The sequence below is a fragment of the Xylanimonas ulmi genome, from assembly GCF_004216535.1.
Lineage (GTDB): Bacteria > Actinomycetota > Actinomycetes > Actinomycetales > Cellulomonadaceae > Xylanimonas > Xylanimonas ulmi.
Genome location: NZ_SGWX01000001.1, coordinates 250,043 through 272,332, shown reverse-complemented (window position 1 = coordinate 272,332; position 22,290 = coordinate 250,043). Strand labels below are relative to the sequence as shown.

Sequence of the window (22,290 nt, the reverse complement as noted above, 5' to 3'; positions counted from 1 at the left end):
TATCGCCACCCGGCCCGCGGGCCGTGCTCAAGCGACACCGCTGACCCGATCCGCACGGCGTCCGCCCGCAGCGGCCGGTCAGGCCCCCGCGGGCGGCGCGGCCGGCGCCGCCAACCGGCGCGCGTCCGACTCCAGCAGCACCGGGATGCCCTCGCGCACCGGGTAGGCCAGGGGCCGCTGCGGGTCGGTCGAGTGCAGCTCAGGCTCGCCGGTCGGGCCGACGCCGTCGACCAGCTCGGCGCCCGTCGCCGGGCAGCGCAGGATCGCGCGGACCCAGGGGTCGATCTCGGCGGTCACTTCGCCTCCGGGGTCTCGACAGGCTCGACCGCCGGGCTCGGCTCGACCGCCGGGCTCGGCTCGACTGCCGGGCTCGGCTCGACCGCCGCAGTGGGCTCGGCGCGCACGAGCGCGAGGACGTCGTCGCGCACCTTCTCCATGATGTCCTCGTCGGCCGCCTCGACATTCAGGCGCAGCAACGGCTCGGTGTTCGACGCGCGCAGGTTGAACCACCAGCGCGGCTGCCCCTCCCAGTGCGAGACGGTCACGCCGTCGAGCTCGTCGACCTCGACGTCGGGGTAGGCGGCCAGGTACGCGTCGAGCACCCGCGCGCGGGCCGCGGGCACGTCGGCCACGCGTGAGTTGATCTCGCCCGAGGCGACGTACGGCTCGTACATCTCCGACAGGGCCGACATGGGGTGCGCCTGCCCGCCGAGCGCCGCGAGCACGTGCATCGCGGCGAGCATGCCGGTGTCGGCGAACCAGAAGTCGCGGAAGTAGTAGTGCGCGCTGTGCTCGCCTCCGAACACCGCCTGGTGCTGGGCCATCTGCGCTTTGATGAACGAGTGGCCCACGCGCGTGCGCACCGTCGTCGCGCCGGCGGCCGTCAGCAGCTCGGGCACGGCGCGTGAGGTGATGAGGTTGTGGATGACGCTCGCCTCGCGGCCCGCCGCCTTCTCCTTGGCCAGCTCGCGCAGCCCCACAAGCGCCGTCACGGCCGACGGCGAGACCGCGCGGCCGCGCTCGTCGACGACGAAGCAGCGGTCGGCGTCGCCGTCGAACGCCAGGCCCAGGTCGGCGCCGTGCGCGACGACGGCGCGCTGCAGGTCCACCAGGTTGGCCGGCTCCAGCGGGTTGGCCTCGTGGTTCGGGAACGACCCGTCGAGCTCGAAGTAGAGCGGCACGATGTCCAGCGGCAGGGCGGGCAGCCCCGCGCCCGTGCCCAGCACCGCGGGGACGGTGTGCCCGCCCATGCCGTTGCCGGCGTCGACCACGACCTTGAGCGGGCGGATGCCCGACAGGTCCACGAGGGAGCGCAGGAACGCCGCGTAGTCGCCCAGCAGGTCGGCCTCGCGCACCGTCCCGAGCTCGGCGACCGGGTCCGGCAGCCCCTCGTCGAGGAACTGCTGCGCGAGCGAGCGGACCTCGGCCAGGCCCGTCTCCTCGCCGACCGGGCGGGCGCCGGGACGGCACAGCTTGATGCCGTTGTAGATCGCGGGGTTGTGCGAGGCGGTGAACATCGCCCCCGGCGCCTCGCGCACGCCCGAGGCGTAGTACAGGCCGTCGGTAGAGCACAGGCCGATGCGCAGGACGTCGACGCCCGCCGCGGTCAGCCCGCGTGCGAACGCCTCGACGAGGGCGGGGCCCGAGTCGCGCATGTCGTTGCCGATGACGACCTCGGGACGCCGTCCCGCCTCCCCGGGCTGCGGCAGCACGACGACGCGCGCGAACGCGGCGCCGACAGCCTCGGCGACGGCGGGTGAGAACGGGTCGGGGACGGTGCCCCGCACGTCGTAGGCCTTGATGATCGAGGTGAGGTCGACGGTCACCGGCCCAGCCTATGCCGGGCGCGGTCCGCCGGTCGGCCAGGACGTCCGCCCGCGCGCGGGCGTATGGGAGAGTGGGCGGCGATATGACGACGACGAACGAGCCTCGCGGGCGCTCGGTCTACACGCTGGACAACCCGATCCAGCACTACGACTGGGGCTCGGGGACGCAGTTGCACGAGTTGCTGGGCGACGCGCCGGACGGGCGACCCGCCGCCGAGTTGTGGCTGGGGGCGCACGCGAGCGCACCGTCGCTGGCCCGCGACCGCCACGGCGCGACGGAGCCGCTCGACGCGCTCATCCGCTCTGACCCCGAGCGCATGCTCGGCAAGCGCGTCTCGGACGAGTACGGGCCGCGGCTTCCGTACCTGCTCAAGGTGCTCGCAGCAGACCGTGCGCTGTCCTTGCAGGTTCACCCCAAGCCGCACCTGGCCCGCGCGGGGTTCAACCGCGAGAACGCGCGCGGCGTCCCGCTCGACGCACCCCACCGCTCGTTCCGGGACGACCAGCACAAGCCCGAGCTCATCGTCGCCGTCTCACAGTTCGAGGCGCTGGCCGGGTTCCGCAACCCGCGCAGCATCACCTCGCTGCTCGACGGGCTCGACGGCCCCTTGGTCGACGCCGTGCGCGACGAGCTCGCGCGAGACCGGTCCGCGCGCGGCCTGCGTGCGGCGTTCTCGCGCCTGCTCGCGGCGCGCGACGACGACGCCTGCGCCGCTCAACTCGAGCGCACCATCGCGTCGGTGCGCGCCCGCGCCGAGGCGGGATCGCGCTTCGGCCGCGCCGACGCCACGGTGCTGCGCCTCGCCCAGGAGCACCCCGGCGACCCGGGCGCCATCGCGTCCCTCATGCTCAACCGCGTCACGCTCGAGCCGGGCGAGGCGCTGTTCCTCGCCGCGGGCGAGATCCACGCGTACCTGTCCGGGCTCGGCGTCGAGGTCATGGCCAGCAGCGACAACGTGCTGCGCGCGGGCCTGACCACCAAACATGTCGACGAGGCGGCGCTGTTCGAGGCGGCGTCCTTCGAACCGCGCCCACCGCTGGCGCCGCACCTGGACCTCGCCGGATCGCGCGGACAGTCGGTGACGTTCCGCCCGCCGGTGCGTGAGTTCGCGCTGACGCTCATCGACGTCGACGAGTCCGAGTCGGTGCCGCTCGCGCCGACGGGTCCGCGCACGGTCATCTGCCTCGATGGTGAGGTGGAGGTGGTCGACGCCGGGGGGCGAACGAAACTGGGCCGGGGCGGGTCGGTGTTCGTCGCCCACGACGCCGGCGCGGCGTCGGTCGAGGGATCAGGCCTCGTGGCCTGCGCCTGGGTTCCCTGACGCGCGCACGGCCCCGACCGTCGGTCTACTCGCCGTCGTTCTACTCGGCGCCGTCCGCGCGCAGCACGCGCAGGTGCCCGCGCCGGGAGGTCTCGACCGAGCCCTGCTCGGGCTCGACCGGACGGCGCACGCGTCCCGCCTCGCGCACGGCCTCGGCCAGCGCGGACAGGTCGTCGGGCGTGGGCCCGGCGTCCGCGTACTGCGGCGTCAGCCGCACGACCTCCCAGCCGCGCGGCGCCGTCAACCGCTCGGCGTGCTCCGCGCACAGGTCGTAGCTGTGCGGCTCGGCGTGCTGGGCCAGCGGGCCGAGCACCGCGGTCGAGTCCGCGTACACGTAGGTAAGGGTCGCGACGGCTGCACGCTGGCATGCCGTGCGCGAGCACTGCCTGACCGATCTCACGGCGTGAGACTACGCCCCGCACCGCCCCCTGGCGGGCGCCCCACGCCGCACGAGGCGCTGCCCGCCTGCGTCCCCAGCGTGGTTTCGACAGGCTCAACCACCGGTGGTGGCGCCGCATCCGGCGGTTGAGCCCGTCGAAACCACCCCGCACGGTCGCGCCACGTGGTGACGCCTCCGCGCTCCTTGGCCCAGGCGGATCGGTAGGCTCACACTCGTGGGACTTTTCGGCTCCTCGCGCGGCTCGTCGCCGACCCCGCGACCGCACGGGCACTCGCGTCGACTGCGCACGGGGACGGGCGCAGCCCCTGACCTCGACGCGTCCGCCGCGCCGTCGCGGGCCGACCTGTCCGCCCTGCCCGTCCGACGGCGCGACCGCCGCGGACGCGGGCCACGCGGCCCGCTGATGCCTCCGGGTCTGCCCGCGCACCGCACGCGCGCCGAGCAGTTCGACGATCTGGTGCTCGACGCGGTCGAGGACGTCGAGCACGACTGGGAGCGCCAGCTCACGGGAACCGAGTTCGCGGTCGAGGACGTGCCGCCCTCCGACCCGGCGCCCTGGGAGGACGGCGGGGTGCCGCTCGGGCGCTGCTTCCCCGCCCAGTCGGGGCAGCCCGCGCGCGTGGTCGTCTACCGACGGCCGATCGAGTTGCGCGCCGAGGATCCGGAGGACCTCGCCGACCTGGTGCACGACGTCGTCGTCGAGCAGGTCGCCCATCTGCTGGCGCGCACACCCGAGGAGATCGACCCGCACTTCGAGGGGCGCTGAGCCGCCAGGCCGGGCGCGCGCATCGCGCTCACCCCTGCGCGTCGACCTCGCGCACGCTGGCCGCGCCCGGCGCGGGCACGGACGCCGTCGGCGCCAACGACGCCACCAGGCGCTCGCTCTGCTCGCTGCCGTCCTCGGCCGTGAGCTCCACGGCCCAGGCGATCCGGTCGTCCTCGCCCGCGTCGACGACGACCAGGGCCGGCGTGCCGTGCGGGGCGATCGAGGTGACCGGGACGCGCGCGACGGTCCCCACGTCGAGCGTGAGGGTCTGCTCGCCGAGCGCCGAGCCGTCGCTGCCGTAGACGCGCACGACCGCGCTGGCCTTGCCCGACGGCGGGGTGGCGCCGCGCTCGTCGGGAACGGCGGTGACCGCGACGACCGCCGAGGTCCCCCCGGGCAGCGCGGCCTGCGCGCCCAATCCCGGATCGGGCAGCGGCTGGCCCGCCTGCCACGCGACGTCGTACGGCAATCCCTGGACGACGGCGTCGTCGGGCACCGGCCCGCTGCGCGTGAGGCTCGCGGCGGCGAGCACCGGCACGTCCGCGTCGATCACGATGCCGTACCCCCCGGCGGCGAGGCCGCCGAGCGGCAGGTCGGTCACGACGCCCGGCTCGAGCGCGACGCTCTCGGCGCCGCGCAGTCGCGCGAGGCCGTCCTTGCCGTAGATGCTCACGTGCGCCGTGCCGCCGTCGTCGGGGGCGAGCAGACGCAGCACCGGCGCGCGCGGGTCATCGAGCGCCTCGCCGCCCGACAGCAGCCCGGCGATCGCCACCGAGGTCGACGGCGCCGCGCCGGGCGTCAGGATGTCGACCCCCTGCGGCACGAGTCCGTCGAGGCTCTGGACCTGCAGGCTCGCCGCGACGCGCGCGCCCGTCGAGGTCACGTGCACCACCACGCGCCGCTGGTCGGGCGCGACGGCCTCGATGCGGGTCGTTGCCGACTGACCGGCGCCGAGCACGAATGCGCCCTGGCTGCCGAGGGCCACCTTGCCGGCGGGTCCGTACACGTCGAGCGTCACGGTCGCTGTGCTGGCGCTCGGGTTCTGCACGGTCAGCACCGCCGTCGAGCCGACCTCGGTGCTGCCGCCGACGATCCATTGCGAGATCGCGGGCGCCGCGCATGATGCGGCCGCGAGGCCGCGCAGGTCGCCGCCCGTCGTCACCGACGCCTGGGCCGCCGCGGCGCGGAACGGCGCGCCCGCCACAGGCTGGGCCTGCAGCACGCTGCCCGCGGCTCCGGGGTCGCCGACGTGCGCCGCGGCGTCCGCGCCGACGGTCAGCGCCGCGCCCTGGCCGCCGAGCGCTCCCCACCGCGCGCCGGTGTCCCCGGCGGAGAGCACACCCGCCGCGAGCGACGAGGTCGTGCTCACCGGGGCGGCGGAGAACTGGGTGTCGCCGACGTCGGCCCCCTCCGGAAGCGTCGCGGCGGGCGGGCACACGAGTTGGACGGGTGCGGGCGTGACGCCGACCTGCCGGACGCCGTCGCCCTCGTGCGCGCCGGCGCCGTCGAGCGCGCTGGCCCACGGCCCGGCGTACAGCGTGGCGACGGCCACGGCGCCGACGGCGACGGCCGCCGTCGACGTCGCGCCGAGCGCGCGCAGGAACGAGCGGGCCATGGTCACCTCCCCCGCCGGCGCCCGACAGGCAGGGCCAGCAGCACGTACACGAGCAGGACGGCGCCGGCCGCGGCGAACCACCACGGCTGGCGCGAGGTGACGTGCTCGACCACGAGCGCGCCGCCCTCGGCGGGCATGGCGAACGCCTGGAGCCCATCGGCCTCCACCACGGGCAGACGGCGCCCGTCGAGCGTGGCACGCCAGCCCGAGTCGGCGACCGCGGCGAGCACGAGGGTGCGCTCCTGGTCGGGCGACGACGCGGCCGGCGCGTCGGTGCGCACCGAACGGCCGTCGGAGGGCAGCACCGCGAGCGTCGTCGGACGTTCCCTCGCCGTCGGCGCGCCGTCGGTCACGCGCGCCCAACCGGGGGCGGGCTCGTCGGCGACGGCGACCCGCCACAGCCGCGTCCCGGCGCCCTCGGTCACGCGCTGCAGTCCGGGCACCATGTCGAGTGTCGTCACCAGGTCGGGGTCGGCGTCGGGGGGCGCCTGGACGGCGCCCACGCCGACGTCGGCGAGCCGCGCGGCCAGGCCGGGCGCCTGCCCTGAGCCAAGTTCGGCGACCAGCGCGTCGAGGCGTGCGCGGCCGGCGCGCTCGGGGCCGACGACGACGCCCGCGTCACGCGCGCGCACCACCACCGAGGAGTCGACGAGTGCGCTCCCGTCGGCGCGCAGGAGCGCGTAGCCGAGCACACCCTGCTCGTCACGGGTGACCTGGAGCACGCGGGCGCCGCGCCCGGCGCCTTGGATCTGCTGGCCCACCGCGGGTACGACGGGGGTGGCCGTGGCGCGCAGGTCGCCCACGTCGCGGCCGTCCACGGCCCCCCACGCCCACGAGCCGGCGCCCGCCCCGGGCAGCAGCACGAGCGCGCCGACGCCGAGGGCCACGGCGCCTGAGCGCACGCGCGACCACCGGGTGCGCTCGGCGACCGCCTCACGCTGCGCCGGCACACCCAGCAGGGCCGCTCCGCCCAGCCCGAGCAGGACGACGCTCGCGCCGACGCCCGGCCACTGCCCCACGGCGACGGCGCCCATTCCCGCCACCAGGCCGATCGCGGCCAGGAGCCAGGCCGTGCGGGTTCCGGCGAGCACGCGCCGGCGCACCAGCGCGGCGAGGGCCAGCACGAGCAGAATCCCACCGAGCACATAGGGGGCGATCTGCGCGGCCGCGTGGAGCACGGGGTGGGCGCCGTCGCTCGCGCCGAACCACGCGCCCGGCGCCTGGGCCTGCCCGAGCAGCAGCTGCCACCCCGTCGGCGCGGCCTGGGACGCGACGTCGGCGCCCGGCTCCGCGAACAGCAGACGCCAGCCGCCGTCGGACCAGGTGCGGACCACCAAGAGCCAGAAGGGCGCGCCGACGGCGAGCGCCGGCACGAGCGCGAGCGGCAGCTTGCGCCGTCCGCGCGGCGCCGCCACGATCGCGACGAGCACGGCCACCGCGGCGACCGGCAGGAGCACGGGGGCGCCGCACACGGCGACGGCCAGCAGCAGACCCGCGGCGCCGGCGGCGCCCAGCGAGCCGTGGCGGGCGCGTTCGCGCCGCCAGCGCTGTCGGCTGCGCGCCTCGGGGTCAGGGTTGGCGGACTCGGGCACGTCGACCTCGTCGCGCGCCTGCGCGCCCACGGCGCGCACGAGCGCGAGCGCGACCCACGGCAGCGTGAGGTGCGCGAGCACCGTGCCGAGGCGGCCCGCCGCAAGCGAGTCGAGGAACGCCGGGGCGGCGGTCCAGGCGAGCGCCGCGACGAGGCGCGGCCACGTCGAGCGCGTCAGCGCCCCAGCGGCGAACCACGCGCCGAGGGCGGCGAGCGGCAGCGCGCTCACCACGAGCAGATTCACGGCGGTCTGCAGCGACCCGCCCGCGAGCCACGACAGCGCGGTCAGCGGCAGCAGCAGCGGGTCGGCGGGGACGCGCGCGCCCAAGCCGGTGGCGACCCAGCCCGAGGTGGCGGCGGTCCACACATCGCTGGCCCCACCGGGCGCGGGCAGCAGCGCACCGCCCACGACGCGGCCACCCTGGGCGAGCACGCCCTGCCACGCTCCGAAGACGGCGACGGCGAGCCCACCGGTCGCGAGCAGCGCGACCGTCAGCCCCGCGCGGCGCCGCAGCGCGATGCGGCGCAGCTCGGCGCGTTCGAGCTCGCTCGGCGCCCACCTCGTGCGGTTCGCCTCGGCGCGCGAGAGCCGCACGTCGCGCCGCTCGGAGTAGACCTGCCGCCAGGTGGCCAGCAGTGGTCGCAGCGCACGGCGCGGCTGGGTCGAGGTGCGCGCGGCCCTCCGCCTGGCGCGCATGAGCGGCCCGAGCCGGACGGCGTTCCACAGCGCGGCGACGATCTCGTCGCGCGCGCGCCCCGGATGTTTGAGCGCGAGCCGGTACATCGCCGCGAACGGCGCCCACAGCAGCATTCCGAGGATCGCGGGCACGAGCAGCGCGCCCGGCACGTGCACGAGCCGATGGTGCAGCTGGCTGCGTCGGCGAGCGCCCGACGAGGCGCCCTCGTCGGGCGTGCGCCCCTGGGCGCCGCGCACGCCCAGCAGCGAGGCCTGCGCGTGGCGAACGACCGCCTCGGGCACGACGACGACGCGGTGGCCCGCGCGCCAGGCGCGGCGGCACAGGTCGAGGCCGTCGCCGTACAGGCCGTACTCGGGGTCGGTGCCGCCCAGCTCCCGCCACACGCGCGTGCGGACCAGTGCGCCCGCCAGCCCGACGGCGAGCACGTCCTCGCGCGCGTCGTGCTGTCCCTGGTCGATCTCGGTGTCGTCGATGCCCGTCATGCGCCGCCCGAGGGGCGAGACGGTGTGACCCACCTCCACGAGCACGCCGCGGCCGGGCTCGGCGAACGGGTCGAGCACGCTCCCGTCGTCGGCCACGGGCCAACGCCGCTGCTTGGCGCCGGCGATCGCGACGGCCTTGGTGTGCTCGACCGCGCGCAACAGCACGCCGAGGGCCCCTGGGTCGGGCGCGGAGTCGTCATGCAACAGCCACAGCCAGCCATCGGTGGGCGCGACGCCCGCCGCGAGCGCGATGTCGACGGCCTCGCCGAAGGTGCGCGCACCCTCGGCGGCCACGAATCGCGCGCCTTCGAGGCGTAGGCCGAGCGTCGATCCGGTCGATCGTGGCGCGTCGACGTCGACCACGACGACGTCGTCGGGCGCGTGGTCCTGGCGGGCAAGGGCGGCCAGCGTGGTGGGCAGGAAGGGACTGCGCCCACGGGTGACCACGACTGCCGTCACGGCCACAACCTGCGGTATCGCGCCGGTGAGGGCGTGCACCACATCGAGTGCGGCGCCGCCGCCCGGACGTTCCTCCGGTGGCAGGCCGCGAACCTGGGTCATGTCGGGAGCTGTCATCGCCTGTGAATCATCGGGCGGCGGGGCCCCGGATCGCGGGATTTGGCCCTTCGGCGGGTCGCCCGTTGCGGGGACGTAGGGTGGGCGTGTGCCGCGCGCCGTGACGCCCCTGCGCCCGCCCCGGGCCGCTGCGACCAGGCTGCGGGCCGTTCCCCTGACGCTCTGGCTGATCGTGCTGCTGCAGGTCGCGGTGTGCCTGCTCCAGACGGCGGTGTTCCCGCACGGCCGCTCGCCTGACGAGGCCAAGCAGGTCGACCTGGTCATGCAGGTCGCCGACGGCACGGCGTGGCCCTGGCCCGATCCCGGCGCGTTGGTGGTGGGCGCGGGGGTCCAGGCGGGCACGGTGTTGCCCCCTGACCGGCTGCAGGGCGCCGCCCATCTCGCGGACCGCGACTTCCCGCCGCGCGCGAACCGGCCGTCGTGGGCTGAGGCCGGCGGCGCGTCCGCGTGGATCTCCGAGGTGGACGGCGAGCCGCTCAACAACCAGTTGGTGCAGCACCCTCCGCTGTACTACGTGCTCGGCGCCGCCGTCGCCCACCTGGTCCCCGACCGCCACGAGGCGCCGTTCGACCAGGTGTGGATGGTGCTGCGCACGGTCAACGTGCTGCTCGCGGCGCCGCTGCCGCTGCTCGCGTGGGCGACGGCGCGCCGCCTGCGCCTGCCCGAGCCGCTGCCGCTCGCGGCGGCGGGCGCCGTCGTCGCGATCCCCGAGCTCACGCACCTGCTCTCCTCGGTCAACAACGACAACCTGCTGATCCTGCTGGGCGCCACGGCGACATGGCTGGTGGCGTGCGTGCTGACCGGCGACCGCTCGCGCCGCACCGCGCTCGCCCTGGGCGCGGTGACGTCGCTCGCGCTGTGGACCAAGGGGTTCGCGCTGCTGATGCCCGCCTGGGTGGCCGCGGCCTACGCGGTGTCGTGGTGGCACGGGCGGCGGACGCCGCACGCCGCACGCCGCTCGCTGGGCGCCGCGGCGTGGTCGGCGCTCGCCATGGCGCCCGGGCTCGCGTGGTGGGCGCGCAATCTCGTCCTCTACGGCGCCCTGCAGCCGCACGGCACCCACGCCGACCAGGGCTACCTCGACGCGGGGAGCCACCACACGTGGGCCGATGGTGGCGCGGCCTGGCTGCGGCGGTTGACCGACCGCATGATCACCTTGTTCTTCGTCCAGGACCAGGCCTCACTGCTGCGCCACGACGTGTCCTGGTGGGCGGCGCGCGTGGGGTTGGCGGCGCTCGCGCTCGGCCTCGCCGCCGTGCTCGTGCGCGGGCCGCTGCGCCGCCTCGACGTGCTGGTGCTGCTGCTTCCCGCGGCCGCGCTGACCGCCGTCGTCGCGAAGGGCTCGTACGAGCAGTTCACGGCGTTCGGCAAGATCGGCGCCGCGCAGCAGGGGCGCTACCTGTTCATGGCCGTCGTCGGCCTGGTGGTGGTCGCGGTCGCGGGGGCGGGCTCGACGCGCTCGGTGCGCCGGTGGACGCCCGCGGTCGTCCTCGCGCTCGGCCTCGCGCTGCACGCCGCCTTCCAGGCCGACGCGTGGGCGATCCTGTGGATGCCGTCGGGTCCGGGGTCACCGGACGCGGTGTGGAGCGCGGCCGCCGCGATGGTGCGGCTGCACCCGTTCGGGTGGCCACTGCTCGCTCCCGCCGCGCTCGTGGCGGCGGGAGCCGTCGTGGCGTTGGGCGCGCAGGCCCTGCGCCTGGGGCGCGGGACTACACCGCGCGGCGCTTGAGCTTGCGGCGCTCGCGCTCGGACAGGCCGCCCCAGATGCCGAACCGCTCGTCGTTCGCGAGCGCGTACTCCAGGCACTCCGCGCGCACCTCGCAGCCGGCGCACACCTTCTTGGCGTCGCGGGTCGAGCCACCCTTCTCGGGGAAGAACGCCTCCGGGTCGGTCTGAGCGCACAGCGCCCTGTCCTGCCAGCCCAGCAACGTCTCGTCGTCGATGGGCGTGCCGAACAGCGGGAGCACCGGAGCGACACGCTCCGGCGCGCGTTGCGCGTCGGACGGGAAGTCGTCCTCTTCGAGCAGGTTCCACATGGCGGGTCCTCCTGAACTTTACGGAAACCGCATAAGTGGAATTACACGCGTGTCTTTCGGGTGCGTCAAGCCGGATTGTGCTAGCAGGCGCTCGTTCGAGCATCACCGCACGCAATTGCCGATCGCTTATACCCTGTTCCTGTGAACATCGCATCCGCTGCGGCTCGCAGTGTCGCCCACCTCATGAATGTCCTGGTCAGAGAGCCTGGACGACCGCGTCTGACGTGGTATGGAGACGATGGGGAACGCGTCGAGCTGTCCGGAGCGGTGCTGGTGAACTGGGTGAGCAAGACCGCCAATCTGCTGGTCGAGGAGTTCGACTCCGGTCCGGGTCGGCGCGCGCTGATCGACCTGCCCCCACACTGGCGCGCCGGGGTGTGGGCCCTGGGCGCGCTGCGCACGGGCGCGACCGTGCTGCTGCCTGGCGCCGACGGCGAGTGCCCCGACCAGCGCCCGGCGGACGTGACCGTCACCACTCGTCCCGACGGGCGCGCGGGCGACGTCGTCGCCGTCGCGCTGCCCGCGCTCGCACGCCGCTTCGACGGCGACCTGCCCCCCGGGGCTATCGACGCCGCGTCCGCGGTCATGACCTACGCCGACACCGTGATCTGGGCGCCCGAGGCCGACCCGAGCGAGCCGGCGATCATCGCGCCCGCCGTGACGGCGCCCGTGCAGGGTGTGTTGTACGGGGACCTGACCGACTGGGCGGCGGGCGCGCCTGAGGCGGCCGCCGCCGCGCCCGCGCGCGTGCTGCTCGACGGGCGCGCCCCGCTGGTCGACACGCTGCGCGCGGCGCTCGGACTGTGGGCCGCGGGCGGCTCGGTGGTGCTGACGTCTCCCGCGACGGCCGCCGCACTCGACGCGGATCCCGCTCGTCGCGAGCGCCTGGTCGCGCAGGAGTCGATCACCGCCTGACCGGGCGCCGCTCACCTCGCCGGAGCGCTCCCCCATGCCAGCAGCCCGGTCCCCTGGTGCGGGAACGCCCGCTGCGCCATCCGGAACGGCCACGTTCCGGCCGCGATGACGGCGCCCTGCACGGCCGTCGACGGCTGGAACAGCCGCCCGCTGCGCGCGGTGCGATCGGCCACCGCCTCCTCGCGCACGTCGGGCCGCCGGGCCGCGATCCGGTTGCGCACCGCCTCCAGCGCGTAGCCCAGCGGCATCCCGTACAGGCGCGTGCCGACGTCGGCCAGGCCGGCGTCGGCCAGCATCCCGGCGAGCGCGTCCGGCGCGTAGCGGCGAAAGTGCCCCACGGCCTCGTCCATCGCGCCGAAGCGCGAGGGCCACGCGGGGGTCGAGATCAGCAGCGTGCCGCCTGGCCGCAGCCGCGCGACCCACTCGGCGAGCGCGGCGGCGTCGTCGTCGATGTGCTCGACGACCTCGAACGCGCACACCAGGTCGAACCCGGCCGCGTCGATCGAGGCGAGCGGGCCGTGCACGAGCGTCGCCTCGACGCCCGCCGCGGCGGCGCGCCCGCGCGCGACCGCGACGCTGGCGCCGTCCAGTTCGACACCCGTGTAGTGGTGCCGCTGCGCGAGCCGGACGCCGACGGCGCCCTGACCGCAGCCGACCTCGAGCACGCGCGCGCCGGGGGACGGCAGGGCGCGGGCGACGAGGCGCGAGGCGAGGTCCCAGCGCAGTCGGGCATACGGGGTCAGCGGCGGCAGTGGCACAGGTGGTCTCCGAACGGGTCGACGGCGCGGCGGACAGACGGGCGCGCGCAGCCTAGCGGGCGCGTGCGGGCCGAACCAGGGCTCCAGCCCCAGCGAACAGCAGGTCGACGACGGTGAGCAGCACGCGCGTGAGCAGCACGACGAGCAGCACCTCGGCGTGCGGCAGCAGCCCCGCCAGGAGCGCGAGCAGCACGGCCTCGCGCACGCCGGCGCCCGCGGGGACGAACACGACGACGAACCCCGCGATCCATGCGATCGCGTACCCGCCGACCATGAGCGTGAGCGTGCGCGCGCTCGCCTCCAGGCCCAGACCGGTCGCCAGCAGCCACACGTGCAGCCCCGCCAGCGCCCAACTCAGGAGCGACCAGCCGACGGCCGACCCCAGCCCGGTCCAGCTCAGCGGCCGCTCCATCGGCGGACGGCGCAGGAACCGCAGTCCGGCGCCCACGAGGCGGCCCAGCACGGTGGGCACGAGCAGCACCACCAGCACGGGCGCCGCCCACGCGATCCACGACCAGCGGCCCAGCCCGCCGGCCCCGGCGATGGGCAGGCACACCGCGGCCACCACGGCGCCCGTGACCACCCCGAGCAGCACGGCCAGGGCCATGCCGGCCAGCGAGCGCGAGCGCGGAACCTTGTGGTCGGCGCCGATCTCGGCGGCCGCGACCACGTTCCACACCCCGCCCGGCACGTATTTGCCGATCTGGCTGATGCCGAACACCGCGAGCGCGGGCCGCAGCGGCAGCGGCGAGCCGAGATCGGCCAGCAGCGCCCGCCACGACAGGAAGGTGCACCACACGTAGACCACGCCGACGGCCCCGGCCCCGGCCAGGTGGGAGCCCGGCATGCGGCGCGCGGCCGCGACCAGGTCGGGCCACGACGCGACGACCGCGACGACGGCGAGCGCGACCGCCCCGAGCAGGAACGCCCACCGCACGGCGGGCGAGCGCAGCACGGGCAGCGCGCGGCCCGCGATCCGCCGGGCGCCGGTCACCGCGCTCACGCGGCCCGCCCGGGTCGCGCGCCGTCGAGGCGTTCGAGCCGTTCGAGCAGGGGGAGCACGACGGCGGTGGGCCGCGCGGCGTCGCGGCCCGCGCGGGCGCGCTCGGCTGCGGCGGCGTAGCGCGCCGGGTCCGCGAGGGCCGCGAGGCGGGCCGCGAGCGCCGCCGCGTCGGCGGGTGGCACCAACTCCAGGTGCTCGCCGAGGGCGCGCCGCTGCGGCGCGGAGTCGGAGGTGACGACGACGCGACCGGCCGCCAGCCCCTGGTAGACCTTGTTGGGCACGACCCGCAGGCCCTTGGGGGTCGCGGAGAAGATGCCGAGGCACACGTGGTGTGCGGCGACGAGAGCGGGCAGCGCGGCGGGGTCGACCCAGTCGCGCCAGGTGACGCTCACTCCCCCGGTGGTTGAGCCTGTCGAAACCACCCCCACGTCCCCGGTGGTCTCGACAGGCTCGACCAGCGGATTCGGGTCGACCGGTGGGGCGGGGTCGACCGGCGCAGCGGCCACGCGGGTCGCCGCGAGGTCCTGCCCGGCGCCGGCCATCGTCACCTCGAGCCGCGTGCCCGCGGCGGCCGCGAGCGTGAGCGCCTCGCCGATCACCGGGGCGCCCTGCAGCGGCGTGTAGAGCCCGAAGAACACCACGCGCAGCGGCTCGCCGTCCCGCGGGGTGGGGGCGGCGTCGTCGGACTCCCCCGCCGCGAACCACGCGTCGGGCGCGCCGACGGGCACGACCACGCCCTTGGCCGGGTCGCGCAGCATGGCCAGGTGCTCGGCGGTGTCGGTCAGCACGACGTCGGCGGCGCCCGTCGCTGCCCGGTCGAGCAGGCCGAGCAGTCGCACGCGCAGGCCGCGCGCGCCGCGGTCGAGCGCCGTGTCGGCGGCGAAGACCAGGTGGTCGAGCACGAGCGTCGTGCGCGGGTAGAGCGCGCGCGCGAGCAGCACGTCGAAGTGGCCGAGATAGCCGACCACGACGGCCTCGGGCGCGCCGCGGCGCACGCGCAGCGCGACCGCGCCGGCCGTGAGCCGCGCCCAGCACGCGAGCAGGCGCAGCGCGAGCAACGGCAGCCGCCACGGCTCGCGCAGCATGCGCACCCGCTCGGCGGTCGAGAGGCCGAGCGGGTGGTTGAGCTCGACAACGTCGCGCCCGTGGGCGCGCAGCCCGGCGGCGAGGATGGCGACGCGGGGGTGGCGTGCGGCGTCGTACGTCCCGAAGACGACGATCACCGGCGGACCACCGGATCACCCGACTCCGCGTCCACCGCAGCCGGCTCGGCGCCGGCCGAGCCTGGCGTGGCGTCGTCGGGCACAGGCCCAGCGGCGTCGGACACGGGCCCGGCCGCATCGCGCACGAGCGCGGGCGCCGGCCCGTACTGCAGCTCCTTGGTCCGCTCGAGGATCTCCTCCGAGAGCGTGCGGTTGGTGCGCAGCAGGTCGGCGAGCACCATGAGCGCGAAGCACAGCAGCGATCCGACCAGCATCGTGGTGCCGAACACCACGGACTGCACGTGCCCACCGCCGCGACCGTACGCCCACTGCACGACGAACCGGGCCAGCGGCACCACGCCCGCGACGCCGAAGACCACACCGAGGGTCACGAACACGCCGTACGGCTTGTACATGACGTAGCTGCGCACGATGGCCTTGCCGGACTGGCCCATGTGCTGCCAGATGTTCGTGAACAACCGCGACGGGCGCGTCTTGGGATTGGTGGTGATGGGCACCGAGGCGATCTTCAGGCGCTTGTTGCCCGCCTGGATGATGGTCTCCATGGTGTAGCTGAACTGCGTCAGCACGCTCAGCCGCATGAGCGCGGCGCGCGAGTAGGCGCGGAATCCCGAGGCGGCGTCGGGCAGCGCCGTCTGCGCGGCCGCCGAGACGACGCGCGACCCGACCCGCTGCATGAGTTTCTTGAACGGCGAGAAGTGCGCGATGGTCGCGGTCTGCCGGTCGCCGATCGCGATGTCGGCCTCGCCGCGCAGCAGCGGCGCGACCAGGTCCGGGATCATCTCCTGCGGGTACTGGTTGTCGCCGTCGGTGTTGACGACGATGTCGGCGCCGTGGCGCAGCGCGTAGTCGATGCCGTCCCGGAAGGAGCGCGCCAGGCCCATATTGCGGGTGTGGCGCACGATGTGCCCGACGCCGAGGTTGCGGGCGACCTCGACCGTCCGGTCGCTCGACCCGTCGTCGATCACGAGGATGTGGACCTCGTCGACGCCGGGGATCTCCCGGGGGATCGACGCCAGGACGAGGGGCAGGGTGGCCTCCTCGTTGAGGCAGGGGATCTGGACGAACAACTTCACGAGGCAGACGCTCCGATTCGGGGACGGCCAGCTGGCCAGAGCGCGCGGACGCCGACGCCTAGGCTGCTGTGTGTGAGGCTCACGATAGACGCGGTGCGCGCGCTGCTGCGCCACCCGGTCGGGCTCTGCGTGGCCGCGGCAGTCAGCCTCGCCACGGTGCAACTCCTGGCGGTGGCGCCCTTCACCGCAGGTGACGAGGTCGCCCACCTCGACTACGCGTGGCAGGTGTGGCACGGCCAACTCCCGGTGTTCGAGGACGGGCTGCGACTGCGGCCCGAGCACGCGTGGATCCCGCCCGTGCAGTGGACGTCGCAGCATCCGCCGCTGTTCTATCTGCTGCTCGCGCCGGTGGTGGGCCCGCTCGCCGACGCCGGGCACGCCGTGGGCGCCATGTACGCGGCGCGCGCGCTCGGCGCGCTGGTCGCGGGGCTCTTCGTGCTGGTGACGGCGTGGGCCGCGCGCGGCGTGGTGCGCGACGGCTCGCGCCTGCCGGTCGTCGCGGCGTTCGTCGCCGCGTGCTCGGCCGTGGTGGCCCAGACCGCGGGCACGGTGCTCAACGACCTGTTCGCCGCGATGTGGACGACGGCGCTGCTGGGCCTGGCGGTGCGGGTCGCGCGCCGCGGGCTGACCTGGCCCTTGTTCGCGGGCCTGGTCGCGACGGCGACGGCGTGCGCGCTGGCCCGCACCTCGTCGCTCGTGGTCGCGCTGGTCGGGCTGGCGGGCGCGGCGCTGGCCGGGCTGGCCCACCGGCAGGTGGCGCGCACGGCGGCGCTCACGGGCGCCGTCGCCGCCGCCGTGGCCGCGGCGGCGGGCTGGTTCTACGCGCGCAATGTGCGCCTGACCGGCACGGTCACGGGCGGGCATCCGGACTGGGCGGCGGAGAACCAGGGCCGCCAGGCGCGCTCGCTGCTGCAGGTGGCGATCGACCCGGTCACGTGGGATCGCCTGCCGAACCTGTGGTGGTGGGGCCCGGTGCTGCCGCGCGAGGCGGGCACGGCGCTGTGGCTCGTGCCGGTCGTGATCGCCGTCGTGGTCCACCGTCGCGCGGCCGGCCGCGCGCTGCGCCGCCTGCTGGGGACCGCGACGGAGCGCACGCGGGGGGACGTGCGGCGCAGCGCGCTGCTCGACGCGCTGCCCGTGGGCGTGCCCGTCGCCGCCTGCCTCGTCGCGGTCGCGATGCAACTGGTCTACGCGATGCCGGGCGGCGGCATCTACCCGCGCTACCTGCTGCCCGCGGCGCTGGCGCTGGTCCTGGCGGTCAGCGCGGGCCTGACCCACCGCGCCGGTCCGACGGCCTGGGGATGGGCGCGGTGGTGGACGCCCCGCGTCGTGCTGCCCGCGTGGACCGCGGTGACGGTCCTCGACCTGCTGACGTGGCTCGGCACCGGTCGTGGCGGCTCGGCGGGGGCGGCCATGATCCGCCCGCCCGACACACCGCTCGGCTATCCCCCGCTCACGGGCGCCGCCTGGGCCGCCGCCGTCGTCGCGATCGCGCTGGTCGCCGCGGCGTGCGCCGCCGTCCTCGCCGTCGTCAGAGCTGAGCGCGCCGACGCGGCAGCGTGAGACGCACCGCGGCGCTCACCGCGGCCAGCGCCACGGCCGCGGTGAGCGCGGGGACCGCGACCAGCCAGCCGGCGCCGACCGGGCTGAGCAGCTCCCAGCGGTCGAACGCGGCGCCCAGCGGCCAGCCGTCGGGCCGGTAGAAGCCCCGGAACGCGAACCACAGCCCGTAGCAGGTCACCGCGAGACCCGCCGCGAGCGCCACGGGCACGGCCGCGCGCACCCGCGCCTCGGATCCGCCCACCAGGCGGCGCACCGCGACGGCCACGATCACGGCGAGCGCCGCGAGCCCGCCGAACAGGTAGCGGCCCTGGTGACCGACCAGCAGCCCGTGCTGCTGGTAGTACGACCACCCGTTGTAGAGGATCGCGACGGTCAGGGTGGTGGGCAGAGCCACCAGGACGAGCGCCGGACGCCAGGTCCGGCGCGCGGTCAACGCCACGACGCCGAGGGCCAGCAGCACCACGGTGGCGGTCATCCAAAAGCCCTGCGGCGTGCGCAGGTCGAGCCAGCCGAGGTCGCCGAAGAACGAGCGCGACAGGCGCCGCCACGCCTGGACCGTGTAGGCGACCACGCCCTCGGGGACCATCCCCTGCAGGTCGCGTTCGATGCCGACCGGCTGCACTGTGCCGTAGATGACGAGGTTGCGCACCCACCACCAGCCGCCGACGGCGAGCGCCGCGCCGCCGCTGGCCAGCACGCGCACGACGTCGCCGCCCAGCGCGCGCCCGCGCCCGCGCGTGCCCGCCCCGAGCGCGCCGCCCGGCCCGATCAGGTAGGCGAGCGCCACGACGGGCAGCAGGAACGCCGCCATGACCTTGGTGAGCAGCCCCACGCCGACCACGACGCCGATGGCCGCGGCCGTGCGCAGCCGCCGGTCACCGGTGAGCACCCGGACGACCAGGGCGGTGACCACACCGCCGACCAGCGTGATCAGCGCGTCGTTGTTGACCGCCCCGAGGATGTGCCCCACCTGCGGCGAGAACAGCGGGAACGTCGCGGCGAGCGCGCCCGCCGCCGTCGAGCCGGTCAGGCGCCGGGCCGACCACGCCGCCAGCGGCACGAGGGGCGCCAGCAGCGCGACGTCGAGCAGACGCAGCGCGAGCAGTTGCAGGTCCCAGCGCCCGTCGGCCAGACCGGTCGCGTGCAGCACCCCCGCTCCGAGCGCGTAGTACAGCGGGGGGTGTTGGCTCATCTGATCCACGTCGTCGGGCTCGGCCGCGGGACCGTGCGGCAGCGCCGTCGTCGCGTCGGTGCGGGCGCGCTCGGCGGCCGGGACGATGTCGGCGTCGGCGAACTGCGGTGTCGCGGCGCGGTCGACGTACCGGCCCGGCAGGTCGGTCGCGAGCGCCACGTCGAGGCGCGCCTGCTGGACCACCGGCGCGAGCACCGCGTCGCCAGGCTTGGGCCAGCCGCCGCCATGGGCGACGCGCAGCACGCTGTTGAGGTGCTGCGGCTCGTCGGGAGCGCGCAGCGGCGGCGTCAACAGGGCCCATGTCGCGGCCACGGCGACCACAAGCAGGGTCAGAAGGACGTCGAGGCGGCGAGCCGCGCCCCTCTCGGTGGTGCGTGCGCCTACCGGGGCCATGCGGACAGTCTCCCGTGAGTTCGGAGCCATGGGCGCATCATGGCTGATCCCACTGCGCCGAACTCCCAGCCACGACGGTTAGGCTCGACCCCCGATGTCTCAGCAACCTGCCACGGACCCGTCGGGGGACCCGCTCCGCGTCATCTGCGTCGCGTACAACCCCGGTGACGAGTTGCGCGCCTTCGCCTCCTCGCTCGCGCGCGCGACGACCCGAGCCTACGAACTGGTGATCGTCGACAACGGGGAGCGCACCGACGCCGTCGTCGACCTTGAGGCGTCAGGCGCGGCGCGCGTGGAGCGGCACCGCGACGGCAACGTCGGGTACGGGCGGGCCGCCAACGCGGGCGCCGCCGGGCTCAAGGCCTCGTGGCTCGTGGTCGCCAACCCCGACGTGGTGTGGGAGCCGGGCGCTCTCGACCTGCTCGTCGAGGCGGGCGAGGCCGACCCGACCGCCGGAAGCCTCGGCCCGCGCGTCCTCAACCCGGACGGCACCACCTATCCGTCGGCGCGGGCGCTGCCCTCGCTCGCGGCCGGCGCCGGCCACGCCCTGCTGCACGCGGTGTGGCCGGGCAATCCGTGGACGCGCGCGTACCGACAGGCCCAAGAGGCCATCACGGCCACCGAACCGCACGCCGCCGGGTGGCTCTCGGGCGCATGCCTGCTGCTGCGCCGTGCGGCGTTCGAACAGGTCGGCGGGTTCGACGAGCGGTACTTCATGTTCTTCGAGGACGTCGACCTGGGCGACCGGCTGGGCCAGGCCGGGTGGCGCAACGTCTACGTCCCCGCCGCGCGCGTCACACACCTGCAGGGCGTCTCGTGGAAGCACTCGCCCGCGCCGATGATCCGCGCGCACCACGCGAGCGCCAAGCGGTACCTGTTCGACCGCTGGGGCGCGTGGTGGCAGGCGCCGGTGCGGTGGGCGATCGGCGTCGGGCTCGCGGTGCGTGAGCGCGTCGAGGTCGCGCTGTCGGAGCGCGAGCGGCGCCCGGCGCGCTGACTCGGGCAGAATGGGCGCCATGCGCGGAATCATCCTCGCCGGCGGCTCTGGCACCCGGCTGCACCCGATCACCCTGGGCGTGAGCAAGCAGCTCGTGCCCGTCTACGACAAGCCGATGATCTACTACCCGCTGTCGACGCTGATCCTTGCGGGCATCAAGGACATCCTGGTCATCACCACGCCGCACGACGCCGAGCAGTTCCACCGCCTGCTGGGCGACGGCTCGCAGTTCGGCGTGTCCATCAGCTACACGGTCCAGGCCGAGCCCAACGGGCTCGCGCAGGCGTTCGTGCTGGGCGCCGACTTCGTGGGCGACGACTCGGCGTCGCTGGTGCTGGGCGACAACATCTTCTACGGGCCGGGCCTGGGCAGCACGCTCATGCGGTTCGACGACATCGACGGCGGCGCGGTGTTCGCCTACCGGGTCTCCGACCCGACGGCGTACGGCGTCGTCGAGTTCGACGAGAGCTTCAAGGCGCTCTCGCTCGAGGAGAAGCCGGCCGAGCCCAAGTCGAACTACGCCGTGCCCGGCCTGTACTTCTACGACAACGACGTCGTCGAGATCGCCAAGAACCTCCAGCCCTCGGCGCGCGGGGAGTATGAGATCACGGACGTCAACCGGCACTACCTGGAGGCGGGCAAGCTCCAGGTCGAGGTGCTGCCGCGCGGCACCGCATGGCTCGACACCGGCACGTTCGACTCGCTGCTCGAGGCCAGCGACTTTGTGCGGACCATCGAGAACCGCCAAGGTCTGAAGATCGGAAGCCCCGAAGAGGTCGCCTGGCGGCGCGGGTTCCTGACCGACGACGAGCTGCGCGCGCGCGCCGAGAAGCTCACGAAGTCGGGGTACGGGACGTACCTGCTGGGGCTGCTGGAGGCCTGAGCGTCCGTGGGGGTTTCGACGGGCTCAACCACCGGTGGTTGAGCCTGTCGAACCGCCAGGGGCTACGCCAGAACGCTCGCCGCCGCGGCCTTCCATCGCTCGGCCCAGTCCCCGATCGGCGCCACGCCGACCGCCCGCAGCGCGTCGTGCCCCAGCACCGAGTACGCCGGGCGCGGCGCCTTCGCCGCGAACGCGGCCGAGCTGACCGGCTCGACGCGGGCGCCCAGGCCCGCGGCGGCCATGACCGCCTGCGCGAACCCGTTCCAGGTCACGACGCCCGACGCCGTGCCGTGATAGGTGCCGGACGGCGCGCCCGCGGCGACGAGCCGCACGATGAGGTCGGCCAGGTCGACGGTCCACGTCGGCTGCCCCTGCTGGTCGTCGACCACGGTCAGCACGTCACGCTCGGCGCCCAGCCGCGCCATGGTCTTGGGGAAGTTCGGCCCGCCTGCCCCGTACAGCCAGGCCGTGCGGACGACCAGGTGGTCGGGGTTGCTCGCACGCACCGCCCACTCCCCCGCGGCCTTGGTGCGCCCGTACGCCGACACCGGCGCCATCGGCGCGTCCTCCACGTACGGCTCAGACCCGTGGCCCTCGAACACGTAGTCGGTCGAGATCTGCACGATCCTCGCGCCCGTCGCGGCGGCGGCGCGCGCCAGGTTCTGGGCGCCGACGGCGTTGACGGCGAACGCCGCAGCCTCCTGGTCCTCGGCGGCGTCCACGGCCGTCCACGCGGCGCAGTTCACGACGACGTCGTACCCGCGCACCCCGGCCAGCGCGGCTGCGGCATCGGTGATGTCGAGGTGCTGGCGGTCGACGCCGTCGACCTCGGCGCCCGCGGCCCGGGCGGCGGCCACCATGTCCTGGCCGAGCATCCCGTGCGCGCCGACCACGAGCCAGCGGCCGGAGAGCGTGACGGACGAAGGGGTCGCGGAGGTGTTCACGCGTAGGATCCTAGGGCCTGCGACCCCTTCA

19 protein-coding genes are annotated in these 22,290 nt (G+C 75.4%); 7 read left to right on the top strand and 12 right to left on the bottom strand.

Annotated features, from left to right (window positions below):
* Positions 1-78: 78 nt before the first annotated feature.
* Positions 79-297, bottom strand: coding sequence for a Trm112 family protein (locus EV386_RS01160; protein ID WP_130411572.1), 219 nt, complete (start codon positions 295-297; stop codon positions 79-81).
* Positions 294-1,826 (bottom strand): phosphomannomutase/phosphoglucomutase, encoded by a 1,533-nt coding sequence (locus EV386_RS01155; protein WP_130411570.1) that lies wholly within the window; start codon positions 1,824-1,826, stop codon positions 294-296. Before EV386_RS01155 ends, EV386_RS01160 begins: the two co-directional genes overlap by 4 nt.
* 83 nt (positions 1,827-1,909) lie before the next feature.
* Between EV386_RS01155 and manA the strand changes: the two genes are divergently transcribed.
* On the top strand, positions 1,910-3,148 hold the full coding sequence (manA, locus tag EV386_RS01150; RefSeq protein ID WP_130411568.1) for a mannose-6-phosphate isomerase, class I: 1,239 nt from the start codon (positions 1,910-1,912) through the stop codon (positions 3,146-3,148).
* Between the two features lie 40 nt (positions 3,149-3,188).
* Here manA and EV386_RS01145 read toward each other — a convergent pair whose 3' ends face one another.
* Positions 3,189-3,548: a DUF3499 domain-containing protein gene (locus EV386_RS01145; RefSeq protein WP_130411566.1), complete on the bottom strand. Its 360-nt coding sequence runs from the start codon at positions 3,546-3,548 to the stop codon at positions 3,189-3,191.
* A gap of 214 nt (positions 3,549-3,762) precedes the next feature.
* On the opposite strand from EV386_RS01145, the gene EV386_RS01140 reads away from it, so the two are divergent.
* Positions 3,763-4,314, top strand: coding sequence for a metallopeptidase family protein (locus EV386_RS01140; protein ID WP_423218951.1), 552 nt, complete (start codon positions 3,763-3,765; stop codon positions 4,312-4,314).
* A 28-nt stretch (positions 4,315-4,342) separates the two neighbouring features.
* Here the strand turns inward: EV386_RS01140 and EV386_RS01135 are convergent, their stop codons facing one another.
* Complete coding sequence (locus tag EV386_RS01135) at positions 4,343-5,929, bottom strand: DUF5719 family protein (protein ID WP_130411564.1); 1,587 nt, start codon at positions 5,927-5,929, stop codon at positions 4,343-4,345.
* 2 nt (positions 5,930-5,931) lie between these two features.
* On the bottom strand, positions 5,932-9,159 hold the full coding sequence (locus tag EV386_RS01130) for a glycosyltransferase family 2 protein (protein WP_165399801.1): 3,228 nt from the start codon (positions 9,157-9,159) through the stop codon (positions 5,932-5,934).
* Between the two features lie 205 nt (positions 9,160-9,364).
* Here EV386_RS01130 and EV386_RS01125 point away from each other — a divergent pair, with 205 nt between their 5' ends.
* On the top strand, positions 9,365-11,005 hold the full coding sequence (locus tag EV386_RS01125; RefSeq protein ID WP_165399800.1) for a glycosyltransferase family protein: 1,641 nt from the start codon (positions 9,365-9,367) through the stop codon (positions 11,003-11,005).
* On the opposite strand, the gene EV386_RS01120 is transcribed toward EV386_RS01125, so the two are convergent.
* Positions 10,986-11,312 (bottom strand): WhiB family transcriptional regulator, encoded by a 327-nt coding sequence (locus tag EV386_RS01120; protein ID WP_130411558.1) that lies wholly within the window; start codon positions 11,310-11,312, stop codon positions 10,986-10,988. The genes EV386_RS01125 and EV386_RS01120 overlap by 20 nt on opposite strands.
* 183 nt (positions 11,313-11,495) lie before the next feature.
* Between EV386_RS01120 and EV386_RS01115 the strand changes: the two genes are divergently transcribed.
* Positions 11,496-12,227, top strand: a complete 732-nt coding sequence (locus EV386_RS01115; protein ID WP_130416692.1) for a TIGR03089 family protein — start codon at positions 11,496-11,498, stop codon at positions 12,225-12,227.
* An 11-nt stretch (positions 12,228-12,238) separates the two neighbouring features.
* Here the strand turns inward: EV386_RS01115 and EV386_RS01110 are convergent, their stop codons facing one another.
* Genes EV386_RS01110 through EV386_RS01095 form a run of 4 tightly spaced genes read right to left on the bottom strand, consistent with a single transcriptional unit; the run spans position 12,239 to position 16,287 of the window.
* Positions 12,239-12,985, bottom strand: a complete 747-nt coding sequence (locus EV386_RS01110) for a class I SAM-dependent methyltransferase (RefSeq protein WP_130411556.1) — start codon at positions 12,983-12,985, stop codon at positions 12,239-12,241.
* A 52-nt stretch (positions 12,986-13,037) separates the two neighbouring features.
* Positions 13,038-13,988: a lysylphosphatidylglycerol synthase domain-containing protein gene (locus tag EV386_RS01105; protein WP_242607772.1), complete on the bottom strand. Its 951-nt coding sequence runs from the start codon at positions 13,986-13,988 to the stop codon at positions 13,038-13,040.
* The gene (locus EV386_RS01100; RefSeq protein WP_130411554.1) at positions 13,985-15,211 is read right to left on the bottom strand and encodes a glycosyltransferase family protein; all 1,227 of its coding nucleotides are present in this window, start codon (positions 15,209-15,211) and stop codon (positions 13,985-13,987) included. The genes EV386_RS01105 and EV386_RS01100 overlap by 4 nt, the downstream gene beginning before the upstream one ends.
* Complete coding sequence (locus EV386_RS01095) at positions 15,208-16,287, bottom strand: glycosyltransferase family 2 protein (protein ID WP_130411552.1); 1,080 nt, start codon at positions 16,285-16,287, stop codon at positions 15,208-15,210. Before EV386_RS01095 ends, EV386_RS01100 begins: the two co-directional genes overlap by 4 nt.
* Positions 16,288-16,359: 72 nt before the next feature.
* Here EV386_RS01095 and EV386_RS01090 point away from each other — a divergent pair, with 72 nt between their 5' ends.
* A complete protein-coding gene (locus tag EV386_RS01090; RefSeq protein ID WP_130411550.1) occupies positions 16,360-17,850 on the top strand; it encodes a hypothetical protein in 1,491 nt (496 codons plus the stop codon).
* Here EV386_RS01090 and EV386_RS01085 read toward each other — a convergent pair.
* Positions 17,819-19,435, bottom strand: coding sequence for a DUF2142 domain-containing protein (locus EV386_RS01085; protein WP_165399799.1), 1,617 nt, complete (start codon positions 19,433-19,435; stop codon positions 17,819-17,821). The genes EV386_RS01090 and EV386_RS01085 overlap by 32 nt on opposite strands.
* Before the next feature lie 94 nt (positions 19,436-19,529).
* Here EV386_RS01085 and EV386_RS01080 point away from each other — a divergent pair, with 94 nt between their 5' ends.
* Together EV386_RS01080 and rfbA are read left to right on the top strand one after the other, a co-directional pair.
* Positions 19,530-20,432 (top strand): glycosyltransferase family 2 protein, encoded by a 903-nt coding sequence (locus tag EV386_RS01080; protein WP_130411546.1) that lies wholly within the window; start codon positions 19,530-19,532, stop codon positions 20,430-20,432.
* A gap of 19 nt (positions 20,433-20,451) precedes the next feature.
* Positions 20,452-21,315, top strand: a complete 864-nt coding sequence (gene rfbA, locus EV386_RS01075) for a glucose-1-phosphate thymidylyltransferase RfbA (protein ID WP_130411544.1) — start codon at positions 20,452-20,454, stop codon at positions 21,313-21,315.
* Between the two features lie 62 nt (positions 21,316-21,377).
* Here the strand turns inward: rfbA and rfbD are convergent, their stop codons facing one another.
* Positions 21,378-22,259, bottom strand: coding sequence for a dTDP-4-dehydrorhamnose reductase (gene rfbD, locus EV386_RS01070; protein WP_278025402.1), 882 nt, complete (start codon positions 22,257-22,259; stop codon positions 21,378-21,380).
* Positions 22,260-22,290 lie beyond the last annotated feature (31 nt).

Coding starts and splice junctions, on each gene's coding strand:
- manA (WP_130411568.1), top strand. CDS start 1,910: ATGACGACGACGAACGAGCCTCGCGGGCGCTCGGTCTACACGCTGGAC.
- EV386_RS01135 (WP_130411564.1), bottom strand. CDS start 5,929: ATGGCCCGCTCGTTCCTGCGCGCGCTCGGCGCGACGTCGACGGCGGCC.
- EV386_RS01120 (WP_130411558.1), bottom strand. CDS start 11,312: ATGTGGAACCTGCTCGAAGAGGACGACTTCCCGTCCGACGCGCAACGC.
- EV386_RS01115 (WP_130416692.1), top strand. CDS start 11,496: ATGAATGTCCTGGTCAGAGAGCCTGGACGACCGCGTCTGACGTGGTAT.
- EV386_RS01085 (WP_165399799.1), bottom strand. CDS start 19,435: ATGGCCCCGGTAGGCGCACGCACCACCGAGAGGGGCGCGGCTCGCCGC.
- EV386_RS01080 (WP_130411546.1), top strand. CDS start 19,530: ATGTCTCAGCAACCTGCCACGGACCCGTCGGGGGACCCGCTCCGCGTC.
- rfbA (WP_130411544.1), top strand. CDS start 20,452: ATGCGCGGAATCATCCTCGCCGGCGGCTCTGGCACCCGGCTGCACCCG.